This is a genomic window from Paenibacillus sp. FSL R10-2199, assembly GCF_038000235.1.
Classification (GTDB): domain Bacteria; phylum Bacillota; class Bacilli; order Paenibacillales; family Paenibacillaceae; genus Paenibacillus_AQ; species Paenibacillus_AQ phytohabitans.
Window position 1 is genome coordinate 2199398 of record NZ_JBBOBO010000001.1, and the last position, 25920, is coordinate 2225317.

Annotated in this window: 26 protein-coding genes and 1 riboswitch; of the genes, 19 read left to right on the forward strand and 7 right to left on the reverse strand. The window is 51.8% G+C overall.

Annotated elements, in window-relative coordinates:
* The first annotated feature begins 167 nt into the window (after positions 1–167).
* Positions 168–578: a hypothetical protein gene (locus NYE33_RS09740; RefSeq protein ID WP_042139842.1), complete on the forward strand. Its 411-nt coding sequence runs from the start codon at positions 168–170 to the stop codon at positions 576–578.
* A 133-nt stretch (positions 579–711) separates the two neighbouring features.
* Here NYE33_RS09740 and NYE33_RS09745 read toward each other — a convergent pair whose 3' ends face one another.
* Both NYE33_RS09745 and NYE33_RS09750 read right to left on the reverse strand, forming a co-directional pair.
* Positions 712–945, reverse strand: a complete 234-nt coding sequence (locus tag NYE33_RS09745; RefSeq protein ID WP_039307200.1) for an alpha/beta-type small acid-soluble spore protein — start codon at positions 943–945, stop codon at positions 712–714.
* Between the two features lie 101 nt (positions 946–1046).
* Positions 1047–2018 (reverse strand): aldose 1-epimerase, encoded by a 972-nt coding sequence (locus NYE33_RS09750; RefSeq protein WP_042139841.1) that lies wholly within the window; start codon positions 2016–2018, stop codon positions 1047–1049.
* A 441-nt stretch (positions 2019–2459) separates the two neighbouring features.
* On the opposite strand from NYE33_RS09750, the gene trpS reads away from it, so the two are divergent.
* Complete coding sequence (trpS, locus tag NYE33_RS09755) at positions 2460–3449, forward strand: tryptophan--tRNA ligase (RefSeq protein WP_042139840.1); 990 nt, start codon at positions 2460–2462, stop codon at positions 3447–3449.
* Here trpS and NYE33_RS09760 read toward each other — a convergent pair.
* Together NYE33_RS09760 and NYE33_RS09765 are read right to left on the reverse strand one after the other, a co-directional pair.
* Positions 3446–3637: a hypothetical protein gene (locus NYE33_RS09760; protein WP_042139839.1), complete on the reverse strand. Its 192-nt coding sequence runs from the start codon at positions 3635–3637 to the stop codon at positions 3446–3448. The genes trpS and NYE33_RS09760 overlap by 4 nt on opposite strands.
* Before the next feature lie 448 nt (positions 3638–4085).
* Entirely contained in the window at positions 4086–5090 is a 1005-nt protein-coding gene (locus tag NYE33_RS09765; protein ID WP_042139837.1) for a metal-dependent hydrolase, read from the reverse strand.
* Between the two features lie 258 nt (positions 5091–5348).
* Here NYE33_RS09765 and cyoE point away from each other — a divergent pair, with 258 nt between their 5' ends.
* On the forward strand, positions 5349–6281 hold the full coding sequence (cyoE, locus tag NYE33_RS09770) for a heme o synthase (RefSeq protein WP_039307208.1): 933 nt from the start codon (positions 5349–5351) through the stop codon (positions 6279–6281).
* Between the two features lie 56 nt (positions 6282–6337).
* The gene (locus NYE33_RS09775) at positions 6338–6955 is read left to right on the forward strand and encodes an SCO family protein (protein ID WP_341065606.1); all 618 of its coding nucleotides are present in this window, start codon (positions 6338–6340) and stop codon (positions 6953–6955) included.
* Positions 6956–7049: 94 nt separating this feature from the next.
* Here NYE33_RS09775 and NYE33_RS09780 read toward each other — a convergent pair whose 3' ends face one another.
* Positions 7050–7400 (reverse strand): DNA primase, encoded by a 351-nt coding sequence (locus tag NYE33_RS09780; RefSeq protein ID WP_039307212.1) that lies wholly within the window; start codon positions 7398–7400, stop codon positions 7050–7052.
* Positions 7401–7581: 181 nt separating this feature from the next.
* On the reverse strand, positions 7582–8757 hold the full coding sequence (locus NYE33_RS09785) for an MFS transporter (protein WP_042139836.1): 1176 nt from the start codon (positions 8755–8757) through the stop codon (positions 7582–7584).
* Positions 8758–9013: 256 nt separating this feature from the next.
* Between NYE33_RS09785 and NYE33_RS09790 the strand changes: the two genes are divergently transcribed.
* The 14 genes from NYE33_RS09790 to NYE33_RS09855 all read left to right on the forward strand — a co-directional run bounded on the left by NYE33_RS09790 (position 9014) and on the right by NYE33_RS09855 (position 25122).
* The gene (locus NYE33_RS09790) at positions 9014–9457 is read left to right on the forward strand and encodes a hypothetical protein (RefSeq protein WP_042139835.1); all 444 of its coding nucleotides are present in this window, start codon (positions 9014–9016) and stop codon (positions 9455–9457) included.
* Positions 9458–9508: 51 nt separating this feature from the next.
* Complete coding sequence (locus tag NYE33_RS09795) at positions 9509–10651, forward strand: transglutaminase domain-containing protein (RefSeq protein ID WP_042139834.1); 1143 nt, start codon at positions 9509–9511, stop codon at positions 10649–10651.
* 111 nt (positions 10652–10762) lie between these two features.
* Entirely contained in the window at positions 10763–12844 is a 2082-nt protein-coding gene (locus NYE33_RS09800; protein ID WP_341065608.1) for a peptidoglycan D,D-transpeptidase FtsI family protein, read from the forward strand.
* Between the two features lie 92 nt (positions 12845–12936).
* Positions 12937–15027 carry a peptidoglycan D,D-transpeptidase FtsI family protein gene (locus NYE33_RS09805; RefSeq protein WP_042139832.1) on the forward strand — a complete coding sequence of 697 codons (2091 nt, stop codon included), beginning with the start codon at positions 12937–12939 and terminating at the stop codon, positions 15025–15027.
* Between the two features lie 75 nt (positions 15028–15102).
* A complete protein-coding gene (locus tag NYE33_RS09810) occupies positions 15103–15882 on the forward strand; it encodes a Cof-type HAD-IIB family hydrolase (protein WP_076248166.1) in 780 nt (259 codons plus the stop codon).
* Positions 15883–15925: 43 nt separating this feature from the next.
* Complete coding sequence (locus tag NYE33_RS09815; protein ID WP_042139830.1) at positions 15926–16411, forward strand: DUF456 domain-containing protein; 486 nt, start codon at positions 15926–15928, stop codon at positions 16409–16411.
* A gap of 26 nt (positions 16412–16437) precedes the next feature.
* On the forward strand, positions 16438–18066 hold the full coding sequence (locus NYE33_RS09820; protein WP_042139829.1) for a putative polysaccharide biosynthesis protein: 1629 nt from the start codon (positions 16438–16440) through the stop codon (positions 18064–18066).
* Between the two features lie 115 nt (positions 18067–18181).
* On the forward strand, positions 18182–18526 hold the full coding sequence (locus NYE33_RS09825) for a thioredoxin family protein (RefSeq protein WP_042139828.1): 345 nt from the start codon (positions 18182–18184) through the stop codon (positions 18524–18526).
* A gap of 113 nt (positions 18527–18639) precedes the next feature.
* Entirely contained in the window at positions 18640–19572 is a 933-nt protein-coding gene (locus NYE33_RS09830; RefSeq protein WP_341068631.1) for a COX15/CtaA family protein, read from the forward strand.
* Positions 19573–19629: 57 nt separating this feature from the next.
* Positions 19630–21402 carry a UbiD family decarboxylase gene (locus NYE33_RS09835; RefSeq protein WP_076248171.1) on the forward strand — a complete coding sequence of 591 codons (1773 nt, stop codon included), beginning with the start codon at positions 19630–19632 and terminating at the stop codon, positions 21400–21402.
* A gap of 27 nt (positions 21403–21429) precedes the next feature.
* Positions 21430–22176: a Cthe_2314 family HEPN domain-containing protein gene (locus NYE33_RS09840; RefSeq protein WP_042139825.1), complete on the forward strand. Its 747-nt coding sequence runs from the start codon at positions 21430–21432 to the stop codon at positions 22174–22176.
* Between the two features lie 91 nt (positions 22177–22267).
* Positions 22268–22403: riboswitch (SAM riboswitch) on the forward strand.
* 98 nt (positions 22404–22501) lie between these two features.
* Positions 22502–23518, forward strand: coding sequence for a methionine ABC transporter ATP-binding protein (locus NYE33_RS09845; protein ID WP_042139824.1), 1017 nt, complete (start codon positions 22502–22504; stop codon positions 23516–23518).
* The gene (locus NYE33_RS09850; protein ID WP_039307238.1) at positions 23518–24186 is read left to right on the forward strand and encodes a methionine ABC transporter permease; all 669 of its coding nucleotides are present in this window, start codon (positions 23518–23520) and stop codon (positions 24184–24186) included. The genes NYE33_RS09845 and NYE33_RS09850 overlap by 1 nt, the downstream gene beginning before the upstream one ends.
* Before the next feature lie 57 nt (positions 24187–24243).
* Positions 24244–25122 (forward strand): MetQ/NlpA family ABC transporter substrate-binding protein, encoded by an 879-nt coding sequence (locus NYE33_RS09855; protein WP_042139821.1) that lies wholly within the window; start codon positions 24244–24246, stop codon positions 25120–25122.
* A 201-nt stretch (positions 25123–25323) separates the two neighbouring features.
* On the opposite strand, the gene NYE33_RS09860 is transcribed toward NYE33_RS09855, so the two are convergent.
* Positions 25324–25572 (reverse strand): NifU family protein, encoded by a 249-nt coding sequence (locus tag NYE33_RS09860; RefSeq protein WP_039307240.1) that lies wholly within the window; start codon positions 25570–25572, stop codon positions 25324–25326.
* Between the two features lie 82 nt (positions 25573–25654).
* Between NYE33_RS09860 and NYE33_RS09865 the strand changes: the two genes are divergently transcribed.
* Positions 25655–25909 carry a YuzB family protein gene (locus NYE33_RS09865; RefSeq protein ID WP_039307242.1) on the forward strand — a complete coding sequence of 85 codons (255 nt, stop codon included), beginning with the start codon at positions 25655–25657 and terminating at the stop codon, positions 25907–25909.
* The last annotated feature ends 11 nt before the right edge of the window (positions 25910–25920 follow it).

Genomic DNA, 25920 nt, shown 5'->3' on the forward strand with positions numbered 1-25920 from the left:
ATTAGTGACCTATAATGTGCCTAAAGCCTTATATAAGGGCTGTTAGGCTGATATTTTACTACTCTGTATTTTTGCCCACACAAAACTTAAGCCATAGCTTACGAAACGTGTTTGTGAAGCTGAATCATGGAATTTGTATCACCCACAAAACTTCTAGGAGGATATGTATGTTGAGGACGGAACAACTATCGCTGGCAAGACAAATCGATCTGGTGTTTAAGGAACTGCAGGAAGAATTGTCAGGATTGACTTCCGGTATCGTATTTGTGCAAATCAGAAATAACGTCATCGGCAAGTTCGGCATCCGCCATAATCCGCTTGCCGGGCGCAGCGGGAGCTATGCAGCGGAGCAGGAAGGATTGACTGCGGGTCAGCAATCTTCTTTCCGGGTGATGGCTCTGGAGAGCCTGAAGTACAAGAAGCGCTGGACTCATGGCGAGATCAGCTATGAATTTGCCGTCCGCCAGGGGATGGTGGTTGTGGATGCGACACTGGAGTCTAATTACAATATGGCCAACCTGATGATCCGCTACCCCCGCAGTAACCATGGCGATGTCTCTGACCAATCCTTTGGCTGATTACCCGATTATATATATCTTTGGTATGCCCATATAAAAAGCCCCCCTGCGCTTCGACGAGAAGCGCGGGAGGGCTGTGAAGCTGCTCGGCCTAAGCTATGCGCTTGGCCGGATACTTATGATAAGGCTGCTACTACGAACGACCGGACAGTTGTTGCTCTGCCAGTTGCACCAGACGTTTGGTGATGTATCCTCCCAAAGAACCGGTTTCGCGGGAAGTGTAGTTCCCATAATAACCGTCAGCCGGGATAGTTACTCCAAGCTCTTGTGCTGCTTCATATTTCAACTGCTGCAGCGCTGCATTCGCTTGAGGAACGACCAGGTTGTTAGAACGGCTACCACGACCTTGTTGACCTGCTTGACCCATGTTTGTTCACCTCCTTCGCCCGTTGTGAAGATAGTATGAGCGCTAGGGGGAGAATTCATGCACGAATTTCGAAGGTTTAGAGGCTGGTAATTATATGAAATTTACCCGCCGGGATAAATCATCTGCAAGCTGCTGCCGAACACGAGTATCTGGCCTGGTTCAAGCGTGACCATTCCGGTGAAGGAAGCGTCCTGCTGAAGATTCGGCGCATCCGGAAGCCAGGTGAGCGGTTCAATGCAGAGGAACTGGTCAGCCTCTCCTTTGGTATAGAGGACCCAATGGCGGAATTGTTCCTTGTCCACCGAATAACGCAGTCCGTAGCCGTCATCGCGCATCAGTAACGCTTCGGCAGGCTGATGATCATCCATCCTCAGGGCCGTATCCAGATTCTTGCCTTGGAGATTCATATGGCTGTTAAGACTATCGAGTTCACCGAGCGGTAATAAATGTCCGCTAGGCAGGAGTTCATTATTTAGCTCATAAACGCTTTGCACAGGGAGAGTTATGCTCCAGCGCTCAGGGGCGCCGTCAAGCATAAACCATGTATGATAGCCGATACCAAATGGAATGCGACTGCCGCCCAGATGGGTAACCTTGAGTGTCTGCACCAGGTCGGGCCCCTGCAGGCGGAATGTCATCTCAAGCTTCAGCGGCTCGGGAAATTGCCTGATCCACTCCGGATCATCCGTAGTTGTGAATTCGGTTGTTACCGCGCAGCCTTCCTCGTCTTCTTCAATATCGCTGACACACCAGGCTTGGGTACGGTGCAGGCCGTGAATATGATGATCGCCTGAATTCCGGTCGAACTGGTAGCTGGTGCCATCGAACGCGAACTGCCCGTTTCGGATACGGCCGGGCGGTACCAGAAGCGGAATGCCGAAGTGATAAGGTTTCTGAATATAAAAAGCCAAGTCGCTTTCATCAGGCTGGCGCAGGATTTGCCGCTCCTCCTTGCGGTCCCATAAGGAAATTACATTGTTCCCCAGCCGGGGCAAAAGCGTGACTTCCAGCTCACGGCTATGCAAAATGTACGTATCATAACCGTTCCACTGCCCTTTGGTCACCTGTTTCATAAGAGATATGCTCCTTTGATAAACTGTAATCAGATCATACACGAATATCCTTATCATACCAGATTTATTCGGCGGTGGTTAGAGATTTGACAACTTCTCCGGCACGCTCTATGATGAAGGCAACAATGAATGACAACAACGTGATGACAGGGACAAGTAAGCATGGACTGTACCTTCAGAAAGCCGGTGGCTGATGTGAACCGGTGGTGCACCTCTGACCGAATGGACCCTTGAGCGCCGCGATCGAACGGGCTGCATAAGCCTTCAGTAGACCGGCCGGCTCTTCCCCGTTAACGGAAGCTAAGGCTGCTTGCCTGTCCTTCAGGGATAACTTAGGAGCAGCGAATAAGGGTGGTACCACGGTCTCACGTCCCTTGCGGATGTGGGGCCTTTTTGCGTCCTGACGCAAACGGAATAAACAGATGATGGAGGATAAAGATCATGGCTAAAAAAGTATTATCGGGGATTCAGCCCAGCGGTTCGCTCACGCTCGGAAATTATATCGGAGCGATCAAGAATTTCGTCAAGCTTCAAAGGGAATATGAATGTTACTTCATGGTGGTGGATCTGCATGCCATTACGGTTGCCCAAGACCCCGCTGCCCTTCGTGAGAATTCGGAATCGGTAGCTGCATTGTATCTGGCTGCAGGCATTGATCCTGCCATCTCCCATGTCTACATGCAGTCCCACGTGCCTCAGCATGCTGAGCTGGGATGGATTCTGACGACACTGACTGCTATGGGTGAGCTGGAACGGATGACGCAGTTTAAGGATAAATCGGCAGGCAAAGAATCCGTAGGAGCCGGATTATTCGTATATCCATCGCTGATGGCTGCAGATATCCTGGTCTACAACGCCGATCTGGTACCGGTGGGTGAAGACCAGAAGCAGCATCTGGAGCTGACCCGCGACTTGGCGGGGCGCTTCAATCACCGGTTCGGTGATTTCTTCACCATTCCTGAGCCGTATATTCCTGAAGTCGGGGCGCGGATTATGTCTCTGGATGACGGGACCAAAAAAATGAGCAAAAGCGACCCTAATGCCGGCAGCAGAATCGGTCTGCTGGATCCGCCGGATGTCATCCGCAAAAAGATCAGCCGCGCAACCACGGATTCAGGACGCGAAGTGGTATTTGATCCGGCTAATAAGCCTGAGATCAGCAACCTGATGAGTATCTATGCCGAATGCTCGGGAATGAGCCTCCAGCAGATAGCAGACAAGTATGAAGGGCAGATGTACGGCGGCTTTAAAAAAGAGCTTGGCGAAGTAATCGTCGCCCTGCTTGAACCCATCCAGCAGAGATACCATGAGATCCGCAGCTCAGGCACACTGGGCGATATTCTGGCTCAAGGTGCCGAAAGCGCGCGCAGCAGTGCTGCCCGGACACTGGAAGGCGTGAAGGAACGGATGGGCTTCCTGCCTTACCGTTAAGAGGAGGGCAGCTTGCGCTCGGCCTTGCGTCTCAGCCGGGCTTTGATGATGAAGCCCCAGCCGATATTGAGCACGCACAGGGCGCCGAGCAGCAGCGCCAGCCAAATGTTATAGCTGATTGAAATGGAAGCTGCCGTAAGTATGAGAATTGAAGAGCAGGCGAACCACAGTGACAGACCTTTACCCATATGTTCCAGCCTTCCTTTCTGCTGCAATAGCGGTGGAGTGAGTCCCGGAGTGCTTTCTGCACCCCGGGATTTTCAATTCATATCATGAAGTATAAACTGTAACCGCTTTATTGTGATTGTGCCTTATGCGGTCCGGGGCGTCAAGAGGCGGCAAGAGTATTAGACCTCAGGAAGATTTAACCTGCTGCAATTTTAGAACCAGTAAAGGTTCAATGACGGAATCCTGCACAGAATACAACATTTTCTTTATTAAATCGCCTCTAATCAAAAATTGTTGCACAAAAGGCAGCATTCTCCTCCTTCATAGCCGCTAAGCGGGGGAATTGCTGTATTTCATACAACAATTCGTAAAGAGGGTGAACTTCAACTCATTGCCCGTATAAATTAAAAAGATGGCATCCGCATGGGCAGATGCCATCCATCTACATGATATGCCTTGTTTACGCTGCTATGTCTTAACTGTCCCCGGATCAATGGCGAAGCGCTCGTCGAGCTTCTCACTGCTGAGCCAGCCTACATAAGTATTCAGCGGATGATACTGGTTGTCCATGACCAGTACTGCAACGAACGGGAATTGCTTACGGTGTAAATAACGAACATCCCCCCAGCGTACAATATAACCAGAGGGCAGCTCTTCGACCTCGGCGACAGCGTAAGAGGTAAAATACAGAAAAGCCTGAATATCCGGATGGGATTTCGAATGTTCAACCGCGGGGTGAGTGGAGCACACCGCATGCTTGAACCATTCCAGCTTGCCGTTGTTCAGCAGTCCGACGTTGTAGCTGCCATCCGGCTTGGCTTTGACCACGTTCCAGCGTGTAGGCGAAATCGTAGGGATGACAAAGTACCGGTCACCAGCATTATGGTGCACATCCTTGTTCTTGATGTTACGTGTGATACGCGCATGTACGAGCGTCCGCCAGATGTAATACAAGACGATGCTTGCGTATAGGGTAATGAACAAGGGTGCCGGAGGCACAATCCCGCTGATCCAGAGAATGATCGCTGCCGCATGGCTGCCGAAGATGAACGGGTCGAAGATGTGGATAATATTCCAGGCAATCCATTTCTCGGTGAACGGGCGTGCCGCCTGGGTCCCATAGGTGTTGAACAGATCCGAGAACACATGGATGGCAACGCCGATGAAGCTCCAAAGCGCAATATGGCTTAAGGCATGGAGATCCGTTAATCCGAAGACCGGACCTATGACCACTGTGATCAGAGCCGGCCATAACAGTAAAAAGGGCAGGGAATGGGTGATTCCCCTGTGATTGCGGATATAAACTGCGTTGTCCTTCAGCCGCAGCGCAGTATCAGCATCCGGTGCCTGAGAAGCGAGTACAGTAGCGACCATTACGGCACCGGCAAGTGTCCCATTCGCGGCGACTGAAGGATCAACGAACGACAGACCGGCGAGTCCCAGTCCCATAACAAAATGTGTAGCGGTATCCATTGGTCAGATCTCCTTTGTACGGAAGTTCTCTATTAATAACTACCCAATTTAGCGTCCAGTTATTTAGGGGGGAGGAAATAAATATTGTCACGTAATTGTCGAATTGATGAACATCATGGTCAATGATTGTCAAAGTCTTTCCCAGTTTGCTATGATAAAGTTAATAGCGGAGCGAGTAATATTATCCAGATGCAGCCGAACGGTTACTAAGGCTCCGGCGGAACGTTAAGAAGTCCCTTAGAAGGAGGAACACCATACGTGGACAATCAATTGAGATATCAAGCTTCTTCCGATTCCGCATCAATGTCTGCCAAGTCTCCACCGGAAGGTGCAAGCTGGCGCGACTTCATTACGGTGACGAAACCCGGTATTATCCGTTCCAATCTGATCGCTGCTTTTGCAGGCTACTGGGTAGCTTCAGGCTGGGATGTACAGTATGGGCGATTAATCCTTACCCTGCTAGGCACTATGCTGGTTATGGCCTCGGCCTGTGTATTCAATAATTATTTCGACCGGGATCTGGATATGAAGATGGAAAGAACCCGTGAGCGGGGCTTGCCTACAGGCAGGCTGAAGCCTCAGACAGTGCTGCTGTACGGCATTGGGCTGGGTATTGCCGGCCTGGCTGTGCTGTTTGCTTTCTGCGGAGTACTGGCTGGACTGTTTGGCATCGTCGGCATGTTCGTATATGTTGTAGTGTATACCCTTTGGCTCAAAAGAACATCTACCTGGAGCACTTCCGTGGGAGCCATCTCCGGTGCCATGCCGCCTGTAATCGGTTATGTGGCTGTTACCGGAACCGTAGACCTTGGTGCCTGGCTGCTGTTCGCCATGCTCTTCCTGTGGCAGCCGCCCCACTTCTGGGCACTTGGTATCCGCCGCAAAGAGGAGTACAGGGCCGCAGGGTTCCCGCTGCTTCCAGTGGTCAAAGGGACGCGCCGCACCAAGTTCCAGATGATCCCTTATGTGGCACTGCTGCTGCCTATCCCTGTACTGATGTACATGTATGACTATGCAGGAATATTTTATCTGATCGTATCGTCAGCTTTGTCGCTGGCCTGGCTCTATTTAACCTTAACCGGATTTAAGGCGAAGGATGATGATGCCTGGGCCAAGAAAAATTTCTTCTTCTCCATTAACTATCTGACCATAAGTCTGATTGTGCTGGTATTGAATACGATCCACGGTTAAATTTTAGATACACGCGGTGGAAGTACGGATTCTTATGATGAATGGGGAGGGGTCCTGTGCAGACCTTGAAACGCTATAAATGGACCTGGGTGATGCTGCTGGCGGCGGTAATTATGGCCGTCTATCTGGTAGTGAATTCGCTTAGCTTCGGAGACAAGAAGCTGCCGGTCATCGGGGAGGTACAGGACTTCTCTCTGGAGAATGTGGATGGACAGCAGGTGAGCCTTGCGGATACGGCAGGCAAAGCAAGGCTGGTCTATTTCTTCTTCACCGAATGCCCGGATGTGTGCCCTATTACTACTTACATGCTGTCACAGACACAGGATCTGCTGGTGAAGGATGGCAGCTTCGGCAAGGATATTGAATTTGTCTCCATTTCCTTTGACCCGGAGAACGACACACGTGAAGCGATCAGGGCATTTGGCGACAAGTTTCATGCCGATTATAACGGCTGGTATTTCCTGCGCGGGGATCAGGAGCAAGTGCGCAAGCTGGCGGCTGAATCATTCAAGGTTCTGATCTACGGCAACAGTAAGGATGATTTTGCCCATGCCAACCTTATTGGTCTGGTAGACCGGACCAACCGCCTCCGGGGATTATATGATGCCGGGGATACGGAGAATGTGACTCCGGAGTTTCTGGCCGAATCGGTTAAGAAGCTGGCCCGTGAATAGATTTGCCCGAATAAACCAAACGCCTTGCCGGACTCCTTCCAATTAAGGAGGGACCGGCAAGGCGTTTTTGGTGTTGACTATAGACCGAAGCCAGCTAGTTGTTGCTGAACGGCTGCGGATAGAGAATATATTCCTCAAGCCCGGCTTTTTCAAGCTGGGTGATGCTGTACTCGTCAGGAGTGCCTTCGACACCGGCATAACCCCGCCGGGTATACATATGCACCGCATCGGGAAAGGCATCGCGCAGTACGCCGCGAATTTTTTTGCCGGAGCTGTCATTGTCCATATACAGGTATACTTCTCCATCACCGACAGTGCGGCGCAGGGATTCCAGCTTGAGTGTGTTCAAGGTGCCGAAAGTGCACAGAATGTCGACCTCCGGCGCGAGCAGCCGTCTCAGCCGGCTGCGGTCATTCTTGCCTTCGACAATAATGGTAATGGACATAGGTGCTCACTCCCGGATCGTAGTTGGTTATGACGATATTGTACCTAAGCTTCGCCAATTTTAACAGTTCAAAGAGCAATATGTATTCATTCCCCGGGAAATGTCGTAAAAACAAACGTCATCAAACAAACAATCACCCGGCAGAAAAAATGCGGGTGATTGCTGGCGAATGCGGCTGGAATCAGGCGGCATGGCCGTTCAAGCCCGGAGAATAAGCAGCGGGACTGCCGGATCTTCCGGGGGGGAGCAGCAGAAGGGCTGTCATCAGCAGCACGAAGGCAATGAAGTAAGGGGAGACATAGTCCCGCAGCTGTCCGGCGGCTACCGGCCCGGCAAATGCCCCGAGCGACATAGCAATGGATTGCAGCGAGAAGGTACGTCCCATCCGGCCTGCACCGCCCAGACTGATGAACAGGGAAGCCATGGCCGGGAATAACACACCTTTGGCTGCGCCCAGCATGAACAGAACGACTCCCGCCGGGATGCTGCGGAAGGCGGCCAGAGTGAAGAAGCAGATCGCCATTCCCAGCAGGGCGGCAGCAATGCGGATGCCAGGGGCCAGCCGGTTCAGGAAGAACAGGCTGAGGGTTAGTAGTGCCCCGAGGCTGAGCAGCGACAGCAGAATTCCGGTCGAAATCATTCCGCCGCTTCCTTGAGACAGCGGAAGTTCAAAGAAGAGTACCCCTTGGGAGCAGGATACGAAAAAAGGCAGCAGATAGTAGCGCTTAGAGACTGGAATAACGGCTGACAGCGGATTCGCCGCTTTCTCCTGCGGCAGCGGCAGAGCGGGTTTGTGTACAGCCAGCGCAGGAGAATGCTTCGGGACACTGAAGAAGGCCATCACACCTGTCAGGATCAGCAGCCAGCCCAGCGTGCTGAAGGTACCGGAATAGCCGGCCTTGGCCACGATGAACGCACCGGCCGCCGGTGAGACCACAGAGGCCAGCGTGTGGATGATTCCGTGGCCTGACATGTACTTACCCTGGGTAGCCGGGTCAGAGGAGAGGGAGGCCAGCAGGGTCATGCAGGCAGGTGAGAGGAAGGCCAGCGCGAAGCCGCTTGCTGCGCGCAGCAGCAGCAGATGCCAGGGCAGCTGCGCATGAGCCTGGAGCAGCAGGATTAGTCCGGCTGCTGTAAGGGCAAAGACGATGTAACGGCGGCTGCCGTTGCGGTCAACCAGTACACCGGCCAGCAGGTTGCCGGGGAGGTGGGTCAGCGAATACATCCCCATCATCCAGCCGATGAAGGCCGGCCCGGCTCCCAAAGACATGGCAAACGGCGTCAGAATGGGATACTGGGCATGCAGGTCAAAGAAGGCAAGGAACAGAAACAGATACAGCCACAGCGCGGTTTTCACGGGTAACACCTCCAGATTGGTGGCCAGCCGATGAGTAATGGAACGGAATTCACTTGGAAGAAACGGCCTACTTGTACTTTACGTGCACCGGAGGGGGCTTATACCATTTTCTTGGCCAGACTCTGTATGCGCTTCTGCAGCCCGGGAACCATGAATTATAAGAGGTATTCATGTATAATAATTATTATTAATGATATGTCTGACGGGACAGGAGTCCCGGAGTGGCGAAATTTGCGATAGGGGTGTTGTGAAATTGATGGATCCGGCAGTGTGGTCACAATTTATCAGAGAGAATTGGCTTGTTATCGTTATTGCGCTTGTCCTGCTGTTTGCAGTAATTAATCTCGTTAAGACTGTATTGAAATGGGCAATTGTTATCATTATCGTTGCAGGCCTGTTCATCTACAGCGGGGTGACCATGGATCAGATAGGTAATGCTGTTAACAAAGTGGCGGACGGGACGGTCAGCACACTGAAGAACGAAGCGCAGGAAGTCATGCTTAAGGAAGCGCAGGATGCGGTGTATACCTCCGGCGGTGACGGTACTTTTACTATCACTACTCCGAACCTGGAAGTGAAGGGCTCAGCAGCAGAGGATAAGGTTGAAGTAATCTTCCGCGGGGTCAGTCTTGGAAAGTGGAGTGTAACGGATACCACCAAAACATTTATCGATGAAGCCCGGAAACAGGCCGGCAAATAAAAGTGCAGCTGAACTTTGGGCAGGCTGGCCGCAGAAGGAGGAGCGAGAGAGATGCTGAACAGCTGGTTAGATAGTCTTAGTGAAGCCAATATCATCTCGATCGTCCTGCTGGTGGTCGTGCTGTTCTCCGTACTGCAGGGATGGGGCCGGGGCTTCAAAAGGGCGGCCGGAGGGCTGTTCGGACTGCTCGGCTCCGGAATAATGGCGATCGCGGCCCTGATCATGGCGGTTCCGGCTGCTGTATACCTCTCGCCACTAGCCGGGGAGTGGGCATCAGGCGTTGTTCTGCCTGACATCCGGCTGAGCCAGTGGCAGCAGGTGTATTATACAGCCGTATCGGTGCTGGCGAACTCGCCGCTTGTGCGGTTCCTGCTCCTGCTGCTCCTGTCCTACAGTCTGATCCGCCTAATGCTGGGTCTGCTGTTCCTGCTGCTGCCTTTCCGCCTGCCGCGGTTTTCGTCAAGGCCGGGAGGGAAGATCACGGGGGCCAGCCGCTTAAGCGGAGCCGTTCTAGGCTTCGCCGCAGGGCTTGCCCGCGCACTTGTCCTGGTCTTCGCGCTCTACATCGGCGTAGGGCTGAATCCGGACAGCGGCTTCAGCCGCTATGTGGAGTCCTCGCCGATCTACAGCCAGAGTGCGGCAGCGGTATTTGAGCCGCTGGCCGGTGAACAGGTCCGGGGGAAGCTTCCGGTGCTGACCAAGGCGGTAGCCGCCGAGATGAATGATATTCTGCGGCGCAAATATGAAGTGATCGACCATGATATCTCCGCGGACATCGCCGGTGCAGCCGCAGATATTGCCGGACAGGCTGACGGGGATGAAGAGAAGGCCAAGCTGCTCTATGATTGGATCGGCTCACGCATCACCTATGACTATACCAAGGCAGAGAATTATGAGCAGAAACGGATCTGGCATGAGCAGACCCCGCAGGATACCTTTGATACCCGGCTGGGAGTATGTATAGATTATGCCCGTCTCTATGCCATGATGGCCCGTTCGCAGGGCCTTCAGGTGCGGGTTGTAACCGGCAGGGGCTATGACGGGCAGGGCGGTTATGGTCCCCATGCCTGGAATGAGGTCTATATCAGCAGCAGGGAAGCCTGGATTCCGCTGGATTCTACCTGGGCCAGCAGCGGTAACTGGTTCAATACCAAGGATTTTGATTCAACACATATCAAGGAAAACATCCTCTGACAAGAAGCGGGAGCTCCTCCATCTATGGTACAATAACAGCGTGTAAGAAGAGCTCTGCCTGTGGACTGCCGGATATACGGTTTTGCATAACATACAAGGAGAGGACATGCTGTGAGATGGTTCGGTAAGCCGGGCTCCCGCCCGGATGGAGGTTCTGCCCGAAACTACCTGAGTTTACGCATAAATCTGTTTTTCTTCGGCACTTTTTTTATTTTCTGCATTATTATTATCCGCCTTGCAGGGCTGCAGTTTGTGGAGAGTCCTGAGCTTACTGAGGTCGAGGCCAGCCGGGAGACCAAGGATGTGCCGCTTGCGGCGATCCGGGGAATTATTCATGCTGCCGGCGGTGAGAAACTTGCCTATTCCACATCCATTCAGTCGTTATATATCACTTTAACCAAAGAATATACAGCCAAAGCCAAGAATAAGGACACCGGAGTATACGACTTCACTGCTCAAGCCAAGGCAAGGACGAAGTCACTGGTGGCGCGGCTCACGTCAGTTTTTAATGAATATGGTGATCCTTCCGCCAAAAAGCTCTCGCAGGAGGATATCCTTGCTCTGCTGGATCTTGATTATAAGAAATCGCTTGGTTATGTCCCGCGTAAAATCAAGACGGGGCTGACGGTGAAGGAAATCGCTCATTTCATGGAGAACAAGGAAAGCTATCCTGGGGTAGCTGTTGTGGAAGAAAGCGTCCGCCATTATGACAAGGATACAGTGGCAGTTCAGACGGTAGGCTATATGAAGCTGTTCCGTTCTACAGAGGACTATAATATATACAAGAATATCCGTAATGCCATGAAACAAACGGGTGCTGATCCCGGCCTGACTTACAGGGAAGATGAATTTGTCGGCATCTATGGTCTCGAACAGCAATATCAGCGCGAGCTTAGAGGCAAGAACGGTTATCAGACCCTCTCCGTTAATCCGCAGAACATGGCTGAGGAAGTCATTGCATCGGTTCCGCCTGTCAAGGGCAACGATATCTGGATGACGATCAATAAAAACGTGCAAATGAAGACAGAGCAGGCCATTATGGATCAGATCCGCTGGCTGCATACCAATCCGGTCCAAGGCAAATATCATCCGGATGCCCTAACCGGGTATGCGGTTGCGATGGAAGTAGATACAGGCAATGTAGTAGCGATGGCCAGTATGCCGGACTATGATACGAATGTCTGGAATGCCGAGAAGCTGCTGCCGGAAGTATACGATAAGATCAAGGATAATTACCAGAACGGGACGATTAATGAGAATATCTCCGGCTTCTCAGGCAATGGGCTGAAGTCCTTGATTTTCCTGGGTTCCACAATCAAACCGTTAAGTGTGTTAATTGGTCTCAATGAAGGCTTATTCACCACCACCGATACGTATACGGACAAGGGAATCGCGTATTTCGGCAAGGATGACAGTTCCTCTGTAAGCAATTCCTCAGGGCACGTCCTGGGGCCGCTTGATCCGGCCAAGGCGATCCAGGAGTCATCCAATGCTTTTATGGTAGACTGGGTCGGCAATGCGCTCTATAAGAAGTATCAGAGTGAAGGAATCGCGGTATGGGACAAGTATATGAAGGCCTTCGGACTTGGGGTTTCGACACAGAGTGGACTGCCGGGTGAGAGTGCCGGAGTTGCCGATTATATCAACACGAAGCAAGCGGGTTCTGTCCAGGCGGCGTTAGTCTTTGCCTCCTTCGGTCAGAAAGGCAAGTATACCGCACTGCAGCTTGCCCAATATACAGCGACGCTTGCCAATGAAGGGGAACGGATCAAGCCGCAGCTGGTCAGCAGGATTACAGATGCCGGAGGCCATACGGTCAAGGAATTCGGACGGGAAGTTCTGGACAAAATTACGTTTGATCCTTCGTACTGGAAGGAGATCAAGCAGGGGATGAACACGTCGGTTAAGGTGTTTGACGGATTCCCGTATGATTTTGCCCGCAAGACAGGGACCTCTGAAATGGATGCGTACGGTGCGGTCCGTGACAACGGAGTCTTTATTGCTTATGCTCCTCGCGAGCATCCCAAGCTTGCTGTAGCGGTGATTATTCCGGAAGGCGGCTTTGGATCGAACAGTGCTGCACCGGTGGCCCGCAAAATATTTGAAGCCTATGACTCAGAATACGGGCTCGATGGAGTCCCCAAAAAAAATCTTCCGCCAGTAGAGCAGAAACAAGAGTCAACTGTGAACTAAGAGGTTTATATTATTTTTCCCGCTGAAACGGTGCTGTCCTTATCAAGGGCAGCCAAGCCGTTTCCACTTGAGATGTAGAGGAGTGAAAAACTGTGAGTGTTTTCCGAAAGCAGGCCTCTCCCCCGGACGAGAAGGACAGCAAGAGTTCGCTTGGCCTGCGGCTCAACGTGTTTTTCTTCAGCACGTTTGTAATCTTTTGCGTAATTATTATCCGTCTGGCTGTTGTGCAGTTTGTGGAAGGACCTAAGCTGACCGAGGTGGAGACCAGCCGGGATACCAAAAGTGTACCGCTCGCGTCCATCCGTGGTGCGATTCGCGCAGCCGGAGGAGAAGAGATTGCCTATTCGACCTCCGTTCAATCGCTGTATATCACCCTGACGAAGGAATATACGGCCAAAGCCGTGGATAAGGAAACCGGAATCAGTGCACTGAAGCCGGAATCGAGAGCTAACGCCTATGCGCTGGCAACCCGGCTGGTCGAGGAATTCGATAAACATGGTGATCCGGACGGCGAGAAGCTGACGGTGAATAATGTAATTACTTCATTGGATTTATATTTCAAAAAATATTCGGGTTATATGGCACGCAAGATCAAATCCGGTCTTACCACCCAGGAAGTTGCTTATTTCATGGAGCATAAAAGCGAGTTCCCCGGTCTTGAGATTGTTGAAGAAGGCGTGCGGCATTATGACAAGGACACGGTTGCTGTGCAGACAGTCGGGTATATCAAGCCCTTCAAATCGTCCAGTACACTTAATATTTATAAGAACATCCAGAACGCAATGAAGAAGATCGATGCCGATCCCGGCCTGAACTATAAGGATGATGAGTTTGTCGGCTTTGACGGTCTGGAGCTGCAATATCAGCGGGAGCTGCGCGGCAAGAATGGTTATCAGGTCATTTCAGTGAATCCGCAGAATATGGCCGAGAAGGTTGAAGAGGTTGTACCGCCGGTCAAGGGTAATGATGTCTGGATGACGATTAATAAGAACGTCCAGCTCAAGACGGAAGAGGCCATTACGGAGCAGATCAGCTGGCTGCACAGTCATGCCGTCCAGGGCAAAACCCACCCCGATGCACTCACGGGTTATGCCGTAGCCATGGAAGTGGATACAGGCAATATTGTTGCCATGGCCAGTATGCCGGATTATGATACCAATGTCTGGACGGCGGAGAAGCTGGATTCCGATACTTGGAATAAAATTATGGGTAACTATCAGAATGGGACGATTACTCCGTATTCTTCGGGGATGTCCGGCCATGGATTCGGTTCTACCGTATTACTGGGTTCAACCATTAAGCCGCTGAGTGTGCTTGTGGGCTTGAACGAAGGATTCTTCAGCACCTCTTACCGGTACAATGATAAAGGGATCGCTTATTTCGGTAAGGATGACAAATCCTCCGTGCGCAATTCCTCCGGACATGTCTACGGTTCGATGGACCCGGCCAAAGCGATTGAGGATTCCTCCAACGTATTCATGGTGGATATGGTCGGCAAGAAGCTTTATGAGCAATATAAGGGCAAGGGGATTGAAGTTTGGGATAAGTATATGAAGGAGTTCGGCCTCGGTGTCTCCACACAGAGCGGGCTTCCCAATGAGTATCTGGGACAGATTAACTATACCGATATCAAGGCAGCGGGCAGTGCGCAAGCCGCACTGGTCTATGCCTCCTTCGGGCAGCAGGGCCGTTATACGGTACTGCAGCTGGCACAGTATGCTTCCACGCTTGCCAATGAAGGTGTGCGCATCAAGCCGCAGCTGGTCAGCAAGATCACCGACTCTGAAGGCAATGTGGTCAAAAAGTTTGAGCGCGAGGTGCTGGATGAAGTAACGACCTTTGACCCGTCCTTCTGGAGAGAAATCAAACAGGGCATGAACAGTAAGGTTACTGCATTTACGGATTTCCCTTATGATTTTGCCCGTAAGACAGGTACCTCCCAGCAGCTGGGGAAAGGTGAATTGCGTGATAATGGGGTATTTATTGCTTTTGCCCCGCGTAATAATCCTAAGTTAGCAGTTGCTGTGGTCATCCCTGAAGGCGGGTTTGGTTCCAACAGTGCCGCGCCGGTCGCGCGTAAAATATTCGATGCGTATGACTGGGAGTACGGGCTGGATGGCAACCCGAAGAAAAATGTAAAAACTGCAGATCCGGCCAACGGAGATGCCGTAAACACAAACTGACGAACCGCCGTAGCCTGATTGACAAATACTCAGCTGCTCCCGACCGGGAGACATACAAGAATGGAGGGGTGGCAAATGATTGCCAAATACCGCCTGCTTGCATTGGATATGGATGGAACCCTACTGAATGATGAACAGAAAATCACCCCCAAAACGGTGGAATGGATCAAAAAAGCGATGAATGCCGGCGTACATGTCTGCCTGTCTACCGGACGTTCGTCCCGGAGTGCGATGCCTTATGCCGTGCAGCTTGGCCTCGAGACCCCGATGATTATGGTAAACGGAAGTGAAGTCTGGCGCGCACCGGGAGAACTGTACCGCCGGTCCCTGATGGATGTGGAACTGGTCAAACAGATGCATAAGATTGCCGAAGAGTTCGATATCTGGTTCTGGGCATATTCCGTGGATGAAGTATACAACCGCGACACCTGGGACGGCGAAATTGACAGCAGGGAATGGCTGAAGTTCGGTTATTCTACCGAGGATAATGATATCCGCCATAAACTTCTGATGCGTCTGCAGGAGCTGGGCGGGCTGGAGATCACCAATTCCTCGCCGTTCAATCTGGAGATTAATCCGCTTGGCGTCAACAAGGCATCCGGCATTCTGGAAGTCTGCAAGCTGCTTGGCATTAACATGTCCCAGGTTGTGGCCGTCGGCGACAGTCTGAATGATCTGGCGGCCATCCAGCAGGCCGGATTCGGAGTAGCGATGGGCAATGCCCAGGAGACCGTTAAGCAGGAAGCCGATGCTGTTGTGGCTACGAACAATAATGACGGGATCGCGGAAGTGATCCAGAAGTATATTCTTGCGGAGGCCGGAACCTCGGCCGGCAGAATTTCTAAGCAGGCTTAGCTTACTTATCCTATCCAAAACAAAACTTGAGGAGTTGAAGGAATTGACGATCCTGGGTTGGATTCTGATCATTGCTTTGTTTGCAGTAGGGCTGGCAGGAGCGGTATATCCAATCCTGCCGGGCGCGCTGGCGATTTATCTGGCCTTCTTCGTATACGGCTGGTTCTTTTCCTTCCACTCCTTCGGCGCCTGGTTCTGGATTATCCAGACACTGATTGTAGTGGTCCTGTTCGTTGCCGATTATGTGGTCGGGGCCTGGGGAGTCAAAAAGTTCGGCGGCTCACGGGCATCCGTCATCGGCAGCACGATCGGCCTGATTATAGGCCCCTTTCTTATTCCGGCCTTTGGTCTGCTGATCGGCCCGTTCCTCGGGGCCTTTGTCGGCGAACTGATTGCCGGTTCGAAGCCCGGCAAGGCGGTTAAGGTCAGCTTCGGCTCCTTGCTGGGGCTGTTCAGCAGTACCGTAGTCAAGATCATTTTGCAGATTGTTATGGTCGTCCTCTTCTTTATCTGGATCGGACGGTATTAAATTTATTGTGAAGAAGGCGAAACAGCTTGTCCACCAAGAAAGAATCTTTTGTTAAAGGCACGCTTATTCTGGCTGCGGCCGCACTTGTGGCCCGCATCCTTGGACTTGCCCAGCGGGTTCCGCTGGAACATCTATTCAATGATATCGGGAATGCATCCTTTACACAGGCTAACAATGTGTATCTCCTGCTCCTTCCGCTGGCGACCGCCGGAATACCCAGCACGCTGAGCAAAATGGTATCAGAGCGTTATGCTCTGAACCGTCCGCATGAAGCGCAGCAGGTATACCGTGCCGCCCTTATTTTTGCAGCTGTTGTAGGTGTTGTAATGAGTACAATACTGTACATAGCCGCTCCGTATTATGCGGAGTACACCAAAGTTCCTGAGAGTACGCTGGCAATCCGGGCGATTGCCCCGGCGCTGCTGCTGTTCCCCGCAATCGCGATGATGCGCGGTTACTTCCAGGGGCGCAATAATATGATGGCCGGAGGTATCTCGCAGATTATTGAGCAGATTGCCCGGGTATCTACGGCAATTCTGCTGGCTTTTATTCTGCTGCGCCAAGGGTACAGCAACACATGGATGGCTGCAGGCGCTTCTTTCGGCAGTGTGCTCGGGAGCGTCGGCGCTTTCGGTGTCATGCTGTATTACGCAATGAAGATGCGCCGCAGCGAGGAGCAGATTGCTCTTTATGAATCGAATGAGGCACGCCTTCCGTTACTTGGAATTTATAAAGATATTTTTAAGCTGTCCATTCCAATTGTATTATCTTCGATCACAGTACCTGTTGTGAACTTTATCGATACTTCCTTTATTGTACCGCTGCTCAGCGGACGGATCGGAATGGAGGAAGCTACCCGGGCTCTGGGGATCTTCGGCAGCCGTGCACAGAGTATAGCGGGTATTCCGCCGGTGCTCTCCATCGCGCTTAGTACGTCGCTCATTCCGATTATTTCAGCGGCGTACGCCCGCAAAGATGAACAGCATCTGAAACGCCAGGTTACCCTGGCCATGCGTATTTCCATTCTTACCGGCACACCGATTGTACTCTCTCTCGTTGTGGCGGCATATTCTGTCAATGGACTGATCTTCAGCAGTCTGGACGGCAGCGGGATTGTAGCGATGCTGACGCTGGGCACTATTTTTCAAATCACTATGATGACTACGAACTCTATTCTGCTCGGAATGGGCAAATCGCGGATTTCAATGTATTACGTGCTAGCCGGGATTATCGTGAAGTTCGCTTCCAACTTCCTGTTCAGCCAGCTGTTCGGCATTTATGGCATCATCGGCTCTACGGCCCTGTGCTTCATTGTCATTACGCTGCTTAATCTGCGGATGCTCAAAAAGATCATTCCCTTCGAAATTCTCGGCAAACGCTGGGGCGGATTCTCAATCGCTGTACTCGCATCGGCCGGAATCGGTTATGGCCTCAATGAAGCGGGGATTATGCTGACTCATCTGATGCCGGCAAGACTGGCATTCCTGATTACATGTCTGGTCGTTGGAGCTGCCGTGGTTATCATTTACCTGGTGCTGTTGATTGTTCTGGGTGTACTGAGCAGCCAGGAAATCGCTGGTTACCCGCGTCCGCTGCGCAAACTGCTGAATCCTTTAATGAAGCTGCAGCCTGCGCACGTGCGTGCAAACGAATAAAGCTGTGATCATTGTCTTATTTTGTCTTTTTTATTTGACTTATTCCGTACATTTTGCTTCACTTAAAGAGAAGAGAATCATGGGTAACGGTTAGATGAGAAAGGATGGATAATAGATGAACAAAATTAGTTCTCCTGCTGAGTTTCAGGTGTCAATACAATCTCCGCGCTTAACGGTGGCGGTATTCAAGGCGGATTGGTGCTCGGATTGCAAATTCATTGATCCGTTCATGCCGGATGTGGAACAGAAATATAGTGACCGCCTTACACTCGTTGAAGTGGATGTCGATGCAGTAGGCGACGTCAGCCAGGAACAGAATATTCTGGGCATTCCGAGCTTTGTCGCTTATACCGATGGACGGGAACTGGTCCGATTCGTGAATAAGCTTCGTAAGTCCCGTGAGGAAATTGAGAATTTCCTGAATACGGCGCTGGATGTTTACCTTAGTATCCACAAGTAATGAAGCAGCACCGCTTTCGCCCTACCCGAGCAGAAGCGGTGTTTTTTTTCTAGAATGGTCTGCGGGCGCAATCATTATACTAATTCATTCCTATAAAAATGCGGGTGATAACATTGACGACCCTTCAATTAAAATGGCTTAGCTATATAACCTGCCTTGTTATGTTTCTGGCGCTGCTCGGCGGAGCGGTGGTTACCAAGACGGGTTCGGGACTGGAATGCGGGAATGAATGGCCGCTGTGTCACGGAAAGCTGATACCGGCTTATACCGTAGGCTCCCTGATTGAATATACCCATCGCCTGTTCAGCGGACTTGCGGGTCTAATGTCACTGGCTTCCATGTTTGCGTTCTGGCGTTATGCCCGTAAGCGCAGGGATCTGCTTACCTATGCCTTGTTAACCCTTATATTCGTAGTGGTGCAAGGCGGAATGGGAGCGCTTGCGGTAATCAAGTCGCAGTCTGCTGCAGTAATGGCTCTACATATGGGATTCTCGCTGATTGCGTTCGCCAGCTCACTGATGCTTGCGCTTGGAGCCAGACGGATCTACCTTTCTGGGGAAGAGAATAGCACTGCAGAACCGAAAGTTAGCAGGGGCTTCCGTAACTTAACCTGGTTTACTGCGTTATATTCTTATATGGTCGTGTATATTGGAGCTTATGTAAGCCATACCGATTCGCAGGGGGGCTGTTCAGGCTGGCCGCTGTGCAACGGGGAATGGATTCCCGAGCTGTCTGGCGGGGTGGGCATTGTGTTCATACACCGGGTTGCAGCGGCGCTGCTGTTCCTGCTGACTGCTATTCTGGGACATCTGGCTTTCTGGAGATACAAAGAGCTGCCGGAGCTGAGGGCTCTGGGTGTTGCCGCAGTGCTGCTCTGCCTGATGCAGGTATTCAGTGGAGCTGCTGTGGTTCATACGCTGTATAATGAACGACTGTACATATTTACCGCGTTGTCGCATATTTTGCTGATTGCCGGTTTGTTTGGGGTTCTATGTTATATGAGTGTCCGTGTCTGGCAATTAAGCGGAACGGACAAGAAGCGATAAGATTACCGTTAAGGGCATGGGGACAAGGTTCGGGCCCGGTTCGAGGAGGAACGCTTAGTGGGATACGGTAATTTGCGACAATGGATCGAACAGCTCCGCAGAGACAAGGATCTTGCTGTGATTGATGCTCCGGTTGATCCGCATCTGGAGCTGGCCGAGATTCACCGCCGGGTGGCCGGTGAGGAAGGCCCGGCGCTGCTGTTTACTAATGTACAAGGAACGCCGTTCCCGGTTGCAACCAATCTGTTCGGTACTGTCCGCCGGGTGAACAAGGCCTTCGGGACCCGCCCGGAACAGTTAGTGAAATCCATGACGGCAGCTATGGAAACGATGATTCCGCCATCAGCTGCCGGACTATGGAGAGAAAAGGGCCTGCTGCTTGACCTGATCCGAGCAGGAACCAAGAATATACCGCAAGGTGAAGCGCCGGTCCTAGGCATCTGCCGCAGCAGTAATCCGCTACAGGAATTACCCCGAATTACCAGCTGGCCTAAGGACGGAGGGCCGTTCATCACCCTTCCTCTGGTCTATACAGAGAGCATAACCAACCCCAAAGACCATAATCTCGGGATGTACCGGGTCCAGATTCATGATGACAGCACGACCGGCATTCATTGGCAAATCCATAAAGGGGGCGGCTTCCATCACCGTCAGGCTGAGCTGCTGGGGGAGACCCTTCCGGTCTCTGTCTTTATCGGCGGGCCTCCTGCCCTGATTGCGGCTGCTGTTGCCCCGGTTTCAGAGCGGCTTCCGGAATTGATGCTGGCATCCCTTATGCTGGGCGGGAAGCTCCCTATGGTGCAGGACCCCCTGGGCGGTCACCGCATTCCTTCAGAAGCTGAATTCTCCATCCGCGGGCGGGTGTCTCCGTTTGAGCGGAGACCGGAAGGTCCATATGGCAGTCAATCCGGCTATTATTCGCTGCAGCATGATTTTCCCGTGATGCATGTGCAGCGGATGTGGCACCGCAAGGACGCGATATTTCCGGCCACGATTACCGGCAAACCCCGCCAGGAGGATTATTATCTGAAGGATTATCTGCAGCGGCTGCTGGCTCCGGCCTATCCGCTAATGATGCCTTCAGTGAAAGCTCTGTGGGCGTACTCCGAATCCGGCTCGAACGCCTTGGCTTCGGCTGTTGTCAGGGAGAGCTATCCGCGTGAGGGACTGGCTTCGGCTTTCCGTATTCTGGGGGAAGGCCAGCTCTCCTTAACGAAATTCCTGCTCCTGACGAATGAACCGGTTGAGCTTACGGATTTCCCTAAACTGCTGGAAACCGTGCTTGAACGCTTTAATCCGGCATCGGATCTGGTGATCTTCGCTAACACCTCCATGGATACCCTTGACTATACCGGCCGTAAGCTGAATCATGGCAGTAAGGCTGTGATGATGGGCACCGGCAACCCGGTCCGTGAGCTGCCCAGAACCTATACGGAGGGTCACCTTCCAGCAATCACCGGCGCCGTGCCCTATTGCGGCGGATGTTTAGCCGTTTCCGGAGCATCCTATATAGAAGACCCTGAGCTTCCCGTCAGGCTGGCCGCTTCCTTCAAGGAGAAGGGCACAGCCTGGCCGCTGATTGTTCTGGTGGACGATGCTGCAGAAGCGGTGCGCACACAAACCTCCTTCCTGTGGACAGTGTTCACCCGGTTTAATCCGGCGGATGATATTTATGCGGAGACCCATGCACTGCGTAACGCAATCAGCTATTCCCTGCCGATTGTAATAGATGCCCGGATGAAGCCGGGGTACCCGGAGGAGCTGGTTCCGCATGAGGACACGGTTGAACTGGTGAACCGGAACTGGAACCGTTATTTCCCTCTTGTATAGATCTTAAGTATTCTGAGGAGGACAAATATGCTGCGGACATTACTGGGAGAGCCGCCCCGCGAGAACAGCGGGGTACTGGCCGAAGCCATGGACAACATGGCGAAGGTCGCCTCCATGCTGCGCAAGGAGATGAACACACATCAAGACCGTGACCATGAATACCGCAAGCTGGAGATATGGACACGCGGTCTGATCTCATCGCTGGACGAGCTGGAGCAGAGCTGGTTCGCCGCCGCCTTTTACCGGAAGTCGGTGGTTGCCGGTTATATGGATGATATGTCGCCCACGGAACAGGGAGAGTACGCCAGGTATGTGTATTTTTATAAGGACGGCTTCATCCGGGTGTTCTCCCTGCTGGACAAGCTGGGTACGGTTCTGAACAGTCTGTATGATCTGAATACAGGTAAAGTCAAAGCGCATTTCTCTTACTTCACAGTGCTTCGCCAATTTCAGCTGCTTCATGCGCACAACCCGCTGGCCAATGAGCTGGAGAAGATCAGGAACTCTTACCGCGAACCGGTGGAGAATCTGCGCAAACGGCGCAATGCCGAGATTCACTACATGAACGCTGAGATGACGGATGATCTCTGGCAACGCCATCAAGGGCTGCATGACAAAATCCAACTGGAGGATCTTGACAGTCATCTGGAGGATTTGAGGCAGAGCCTGGAGATGGTGTGCAAATCTTTATCGGCTGCCTTCAGGTACAGCAATGAGCAGTGGCACAAGAATAAAGCTGCATCCAGCCAGCGTTCAGAGCACGGACAGCCGTAAAAACTTACCTTTGACAAAGAACCGGAAACTTAATATACTTATGCAAGTATTTACTTCTAACATGAAACGGCATATATAACTTCATACTATAATCTTATCGAGAGCGGCGGAGGGATAGGCCCGATGAAGCCCGGCAACCGATTTGTACACAGCTTAGCTGCTGGCTACAAATGTCATGGTGCTAATTCCTACAATGCCGCTAGGTTTGCGGTCTTGGCAGATGAGACGGCATTGTTTACTTCACACACACGGCCTCTTCCGATCTGCACGGATCGTAAGAGGTCTTTTTTGTTATAAATTGCATGGAAGAAGGAGGACGGGGCGATTGATAGAGCTGAAAGATTTAACGAAAGTATACGGTAAGGGAAGCAAGGCCGCAACGGCGCTTTCCGGACTAAGCCTGTCGATTAAGAAGGGGGAGATATTCGGTGTGATCGGCCACTCCGGTGCAGGCAAAAGCACGCTGATCCGCTGCATTAATCTGCTGGAACGTCCGAGCGAGGGTGAAGTATGGGTGGATGGGGTGGAATTGACTGCACTCAGCCAGGGACAGCTGCAGGAGCAGCGGCGCAAGATCGGGATGATCTTTCAGCATTTCAATCTACTCTCCTCCGCAACCGTCTATGACAATATTGCCTTTCCGCTGCGGCTGGCCGGAACCTCCAAGACGGAGATTGAGCGGAAGGTTCAGGATCTGCTGGCTCTAGTCGGACTTGAGGAGCACCGGAACAAATATCCGGCTCAGCTGTCCGGAGGCCAGAAGCAGCGGGTCGGGATCGCCCGTGCTCTGGCGAGCGATCCGGATGTTCTGCTATGCGATGAAGCGACTTCAGCACTGGACCCGCAGACAACGGATTCGATTCTGCGCCTGCTGCTGGATATTAACCGGAAATTTCACTTGACCATTGTGCTGATTACGCATGAGATGCATGTCATTCAGAGCATTTGCGACCGGGTGGCTGTCATTCATGGAGGCGGGATTGTGGAGCAGGGCGATGTTGCCCAGGTTTTTCTGAAACCGAGGCATGAGGTTACGAAAGAATTCATCCGCAGTGAAACTCAGGCGGACGGACCGCTGCGGCAAGCGATTGATGCTGTACATGCCGGATATACTAAGGCGGTCAAAATTACTTTTCTCGGGCAAAAAACGTACGAATCGACCCTTTCCCATGTGGCGCAGGGAACCGGAGTTAATTTCGCCATTCTGCAGGGAACCATTTCTACTATCAAGGATGTTCCTTATGGTCAGCTGATTGTCCGGTTTGAAGGGCCATCCGAAGCCGTGGAAGCAACACTTTCCGAGCTTGCGGCTGAAGGCCTTGATGTGGAGGTGATTTCTTAATGGGCGGACTGGATTTTAGCGCGATTAACTGGGAAGAAATGCTTGATGCCACGGTCGCAACATTAAAAATGTTAGCTTTTTCAGGAATATTCACAATTATCCTTGGTTTACCGCTCGGAATTGTGTTATATTTATGGGGCAAGTCTAATAACACTATTATCAGGGTTGTTTACTCGGTATTATCATTCGTCGTAAATATTCTGCGTTCGGTTCCCTTTATTATTCTGATGGTTGCCCTGATTCCGTTCAGCAAGTCGATTATGGGTACCTCGATAGGCGTACTTGGAACGATTCCGGCGCTGGTGATCGGCGCGGCTCCATTCTTCGCCAGACTGGTAGAGACCGCACTGCGGGAGGTTGACCGGGGGATCATCGAAGCGGCGCAGGGTATGGGAGCATCCACGGGACAGATTGTAATGCGCGTGTTGCTGCCGGAGGCTCGTCCGGGTCTGCTGGCCGGTGTTACGATTACGATTGTTACCCTCGTCTCGTATACCGCAATGTCCGGGATGATAGGCGGCGGCGGTCTGGGTGACCTGGCGATCCGCTACGGCTATTACCGTTATGAGAAGGAAGTCATGATTATCTCGGTGGCCCTGATGGTTATTCTGGTGCAGCTGCTGCAAATGGCCGGTGACCGGCTGGTAAGACATTTTACACGGAAATAAGGTATGTCCATATAGAGCCTTATTCATACAAATTATTGATTAGAGGGGGATTTACAGATGAAAAAAGTACTGCTCACATTCTTCAGCTTGACCATGATATTGGTGCTTGCAGCTTGCGGCAACAATAACGCTGCGAATAACGCGGCAAACTCTGCGGCTACAACGGCGCCAACGGAAGCTGCTGCTGCAGAACCGACCACTGAACCTGCTGCAGAACCGGTAACCCTGGTCATTGGAGCTTCTCCTGTACCACATGCGGAAATTCTGAAAGCTATTGCCCCGCTGCTTGAAGCACAAGGCATTAAGCTTGAGATCAAAGAATTCACGGACTATATCCTTCCGAATACACAGCTTGCCGAGAAACAACTGGATGCGAACTTCTTCCAGCACAAGCCTTACCTGGATGACCAGAATGCCAAGAACGGCACGGATCTTGTATCTGTAACCGCGGTTCACGTTGAGCCTTTCGGCGCGTATTCCAAAAAAATCAAAGCGATCAGCGAACTGGCTGACGGTGCCAAGGTTGCCATCCCGAATGATGCCACCAACGGCGGACGCGCATTGATCCTGCTGGCTAAGAACGGTCTGATCAAACTGAAGGATGACACCAACATCACTTCCACCAAAGCTGATATCACTGAGAATACGAAGAAGCTTGAAATCATTGAGCTGGATGCAGCTATGCTGCCGCGTCAGCTGGACGAGGTAGATCTGGCGCTGATTAACACCAACTATGCGCTGGAAGCCGGCCTGGTTCCAACCAAGGATGCTTTGTTCATCGAAGGAGCAGATTCCCCTTACGCCAACCTGCTGGTAGCCCGTCCGGACAACAAAGATTCCGATGCGATCCAGAAGCTGGCTGCGGCCCTGAACTCTGCTGAAGCCAAAGCCTTCATCGAAGAGAAATATGAAGGTGCAATTATCCCTGCATTCTAAGCTTAAAGCTTAAGCTGAACAACTTAAGTGAAGACCAGAAATGCCCTGTCAGCCGGAACGGTTGACAGGGCATTTCTGGTCTTTTGGAAGGATGGTTAAGTTTACCGGGAACGCGGCGGGTTGATCCTGCCTGTGAAATCCACTATAATAAAAAAAATCCCGGCCTTCTCAACGGAGGCCGGGATGATCTATGATACGGGATTAGAATACTTGAATAACTTCTTCCACGCCTTCTACTTCTTCAACAAGAGCGCGTTCGATCCCGGCTTTCAGCGTGATCGTGGAGCTTGGGCAACTGCCGCAGGCACCCATAAGCTTCAACTTAACGATGCCGTCTTCTACATCGATCAGTTCGACGTCACCGCCATCGCGCTGCAGGAACGGACGAAGTTTATCGAGCACTTCCAATACTTCATCGTACATGGTTGCACTTTGTACATTCTCACTCATTTCTCAATCACTCCTTTCGTATGTTTATTATAGTACAAAAAGTTAAAAAATAAAATGGTTAGCGCAGAATAGGGAGATCATCATGAGACCAATTATAGAATTTTGTGCCAGTAATATCGGACATGGTACAGAAAAGCTCAAAAATAAGCTGGAGCAAAACCCCGAATACGATGTGGTGGAGTACGGTTGTCTGAACAACTGCGGACAATGTTATCTGCAGCCCTTCGCCATGGTCGACGGGGAGATTATTGAAGCCGAATCCGCCGACGGACTTGAAGAGGCGATTGAGGCAGCCATTAAAGAGGCTGAGGCATGGGATAGCCTTGAGATCGACTAAACCCGCAGCCG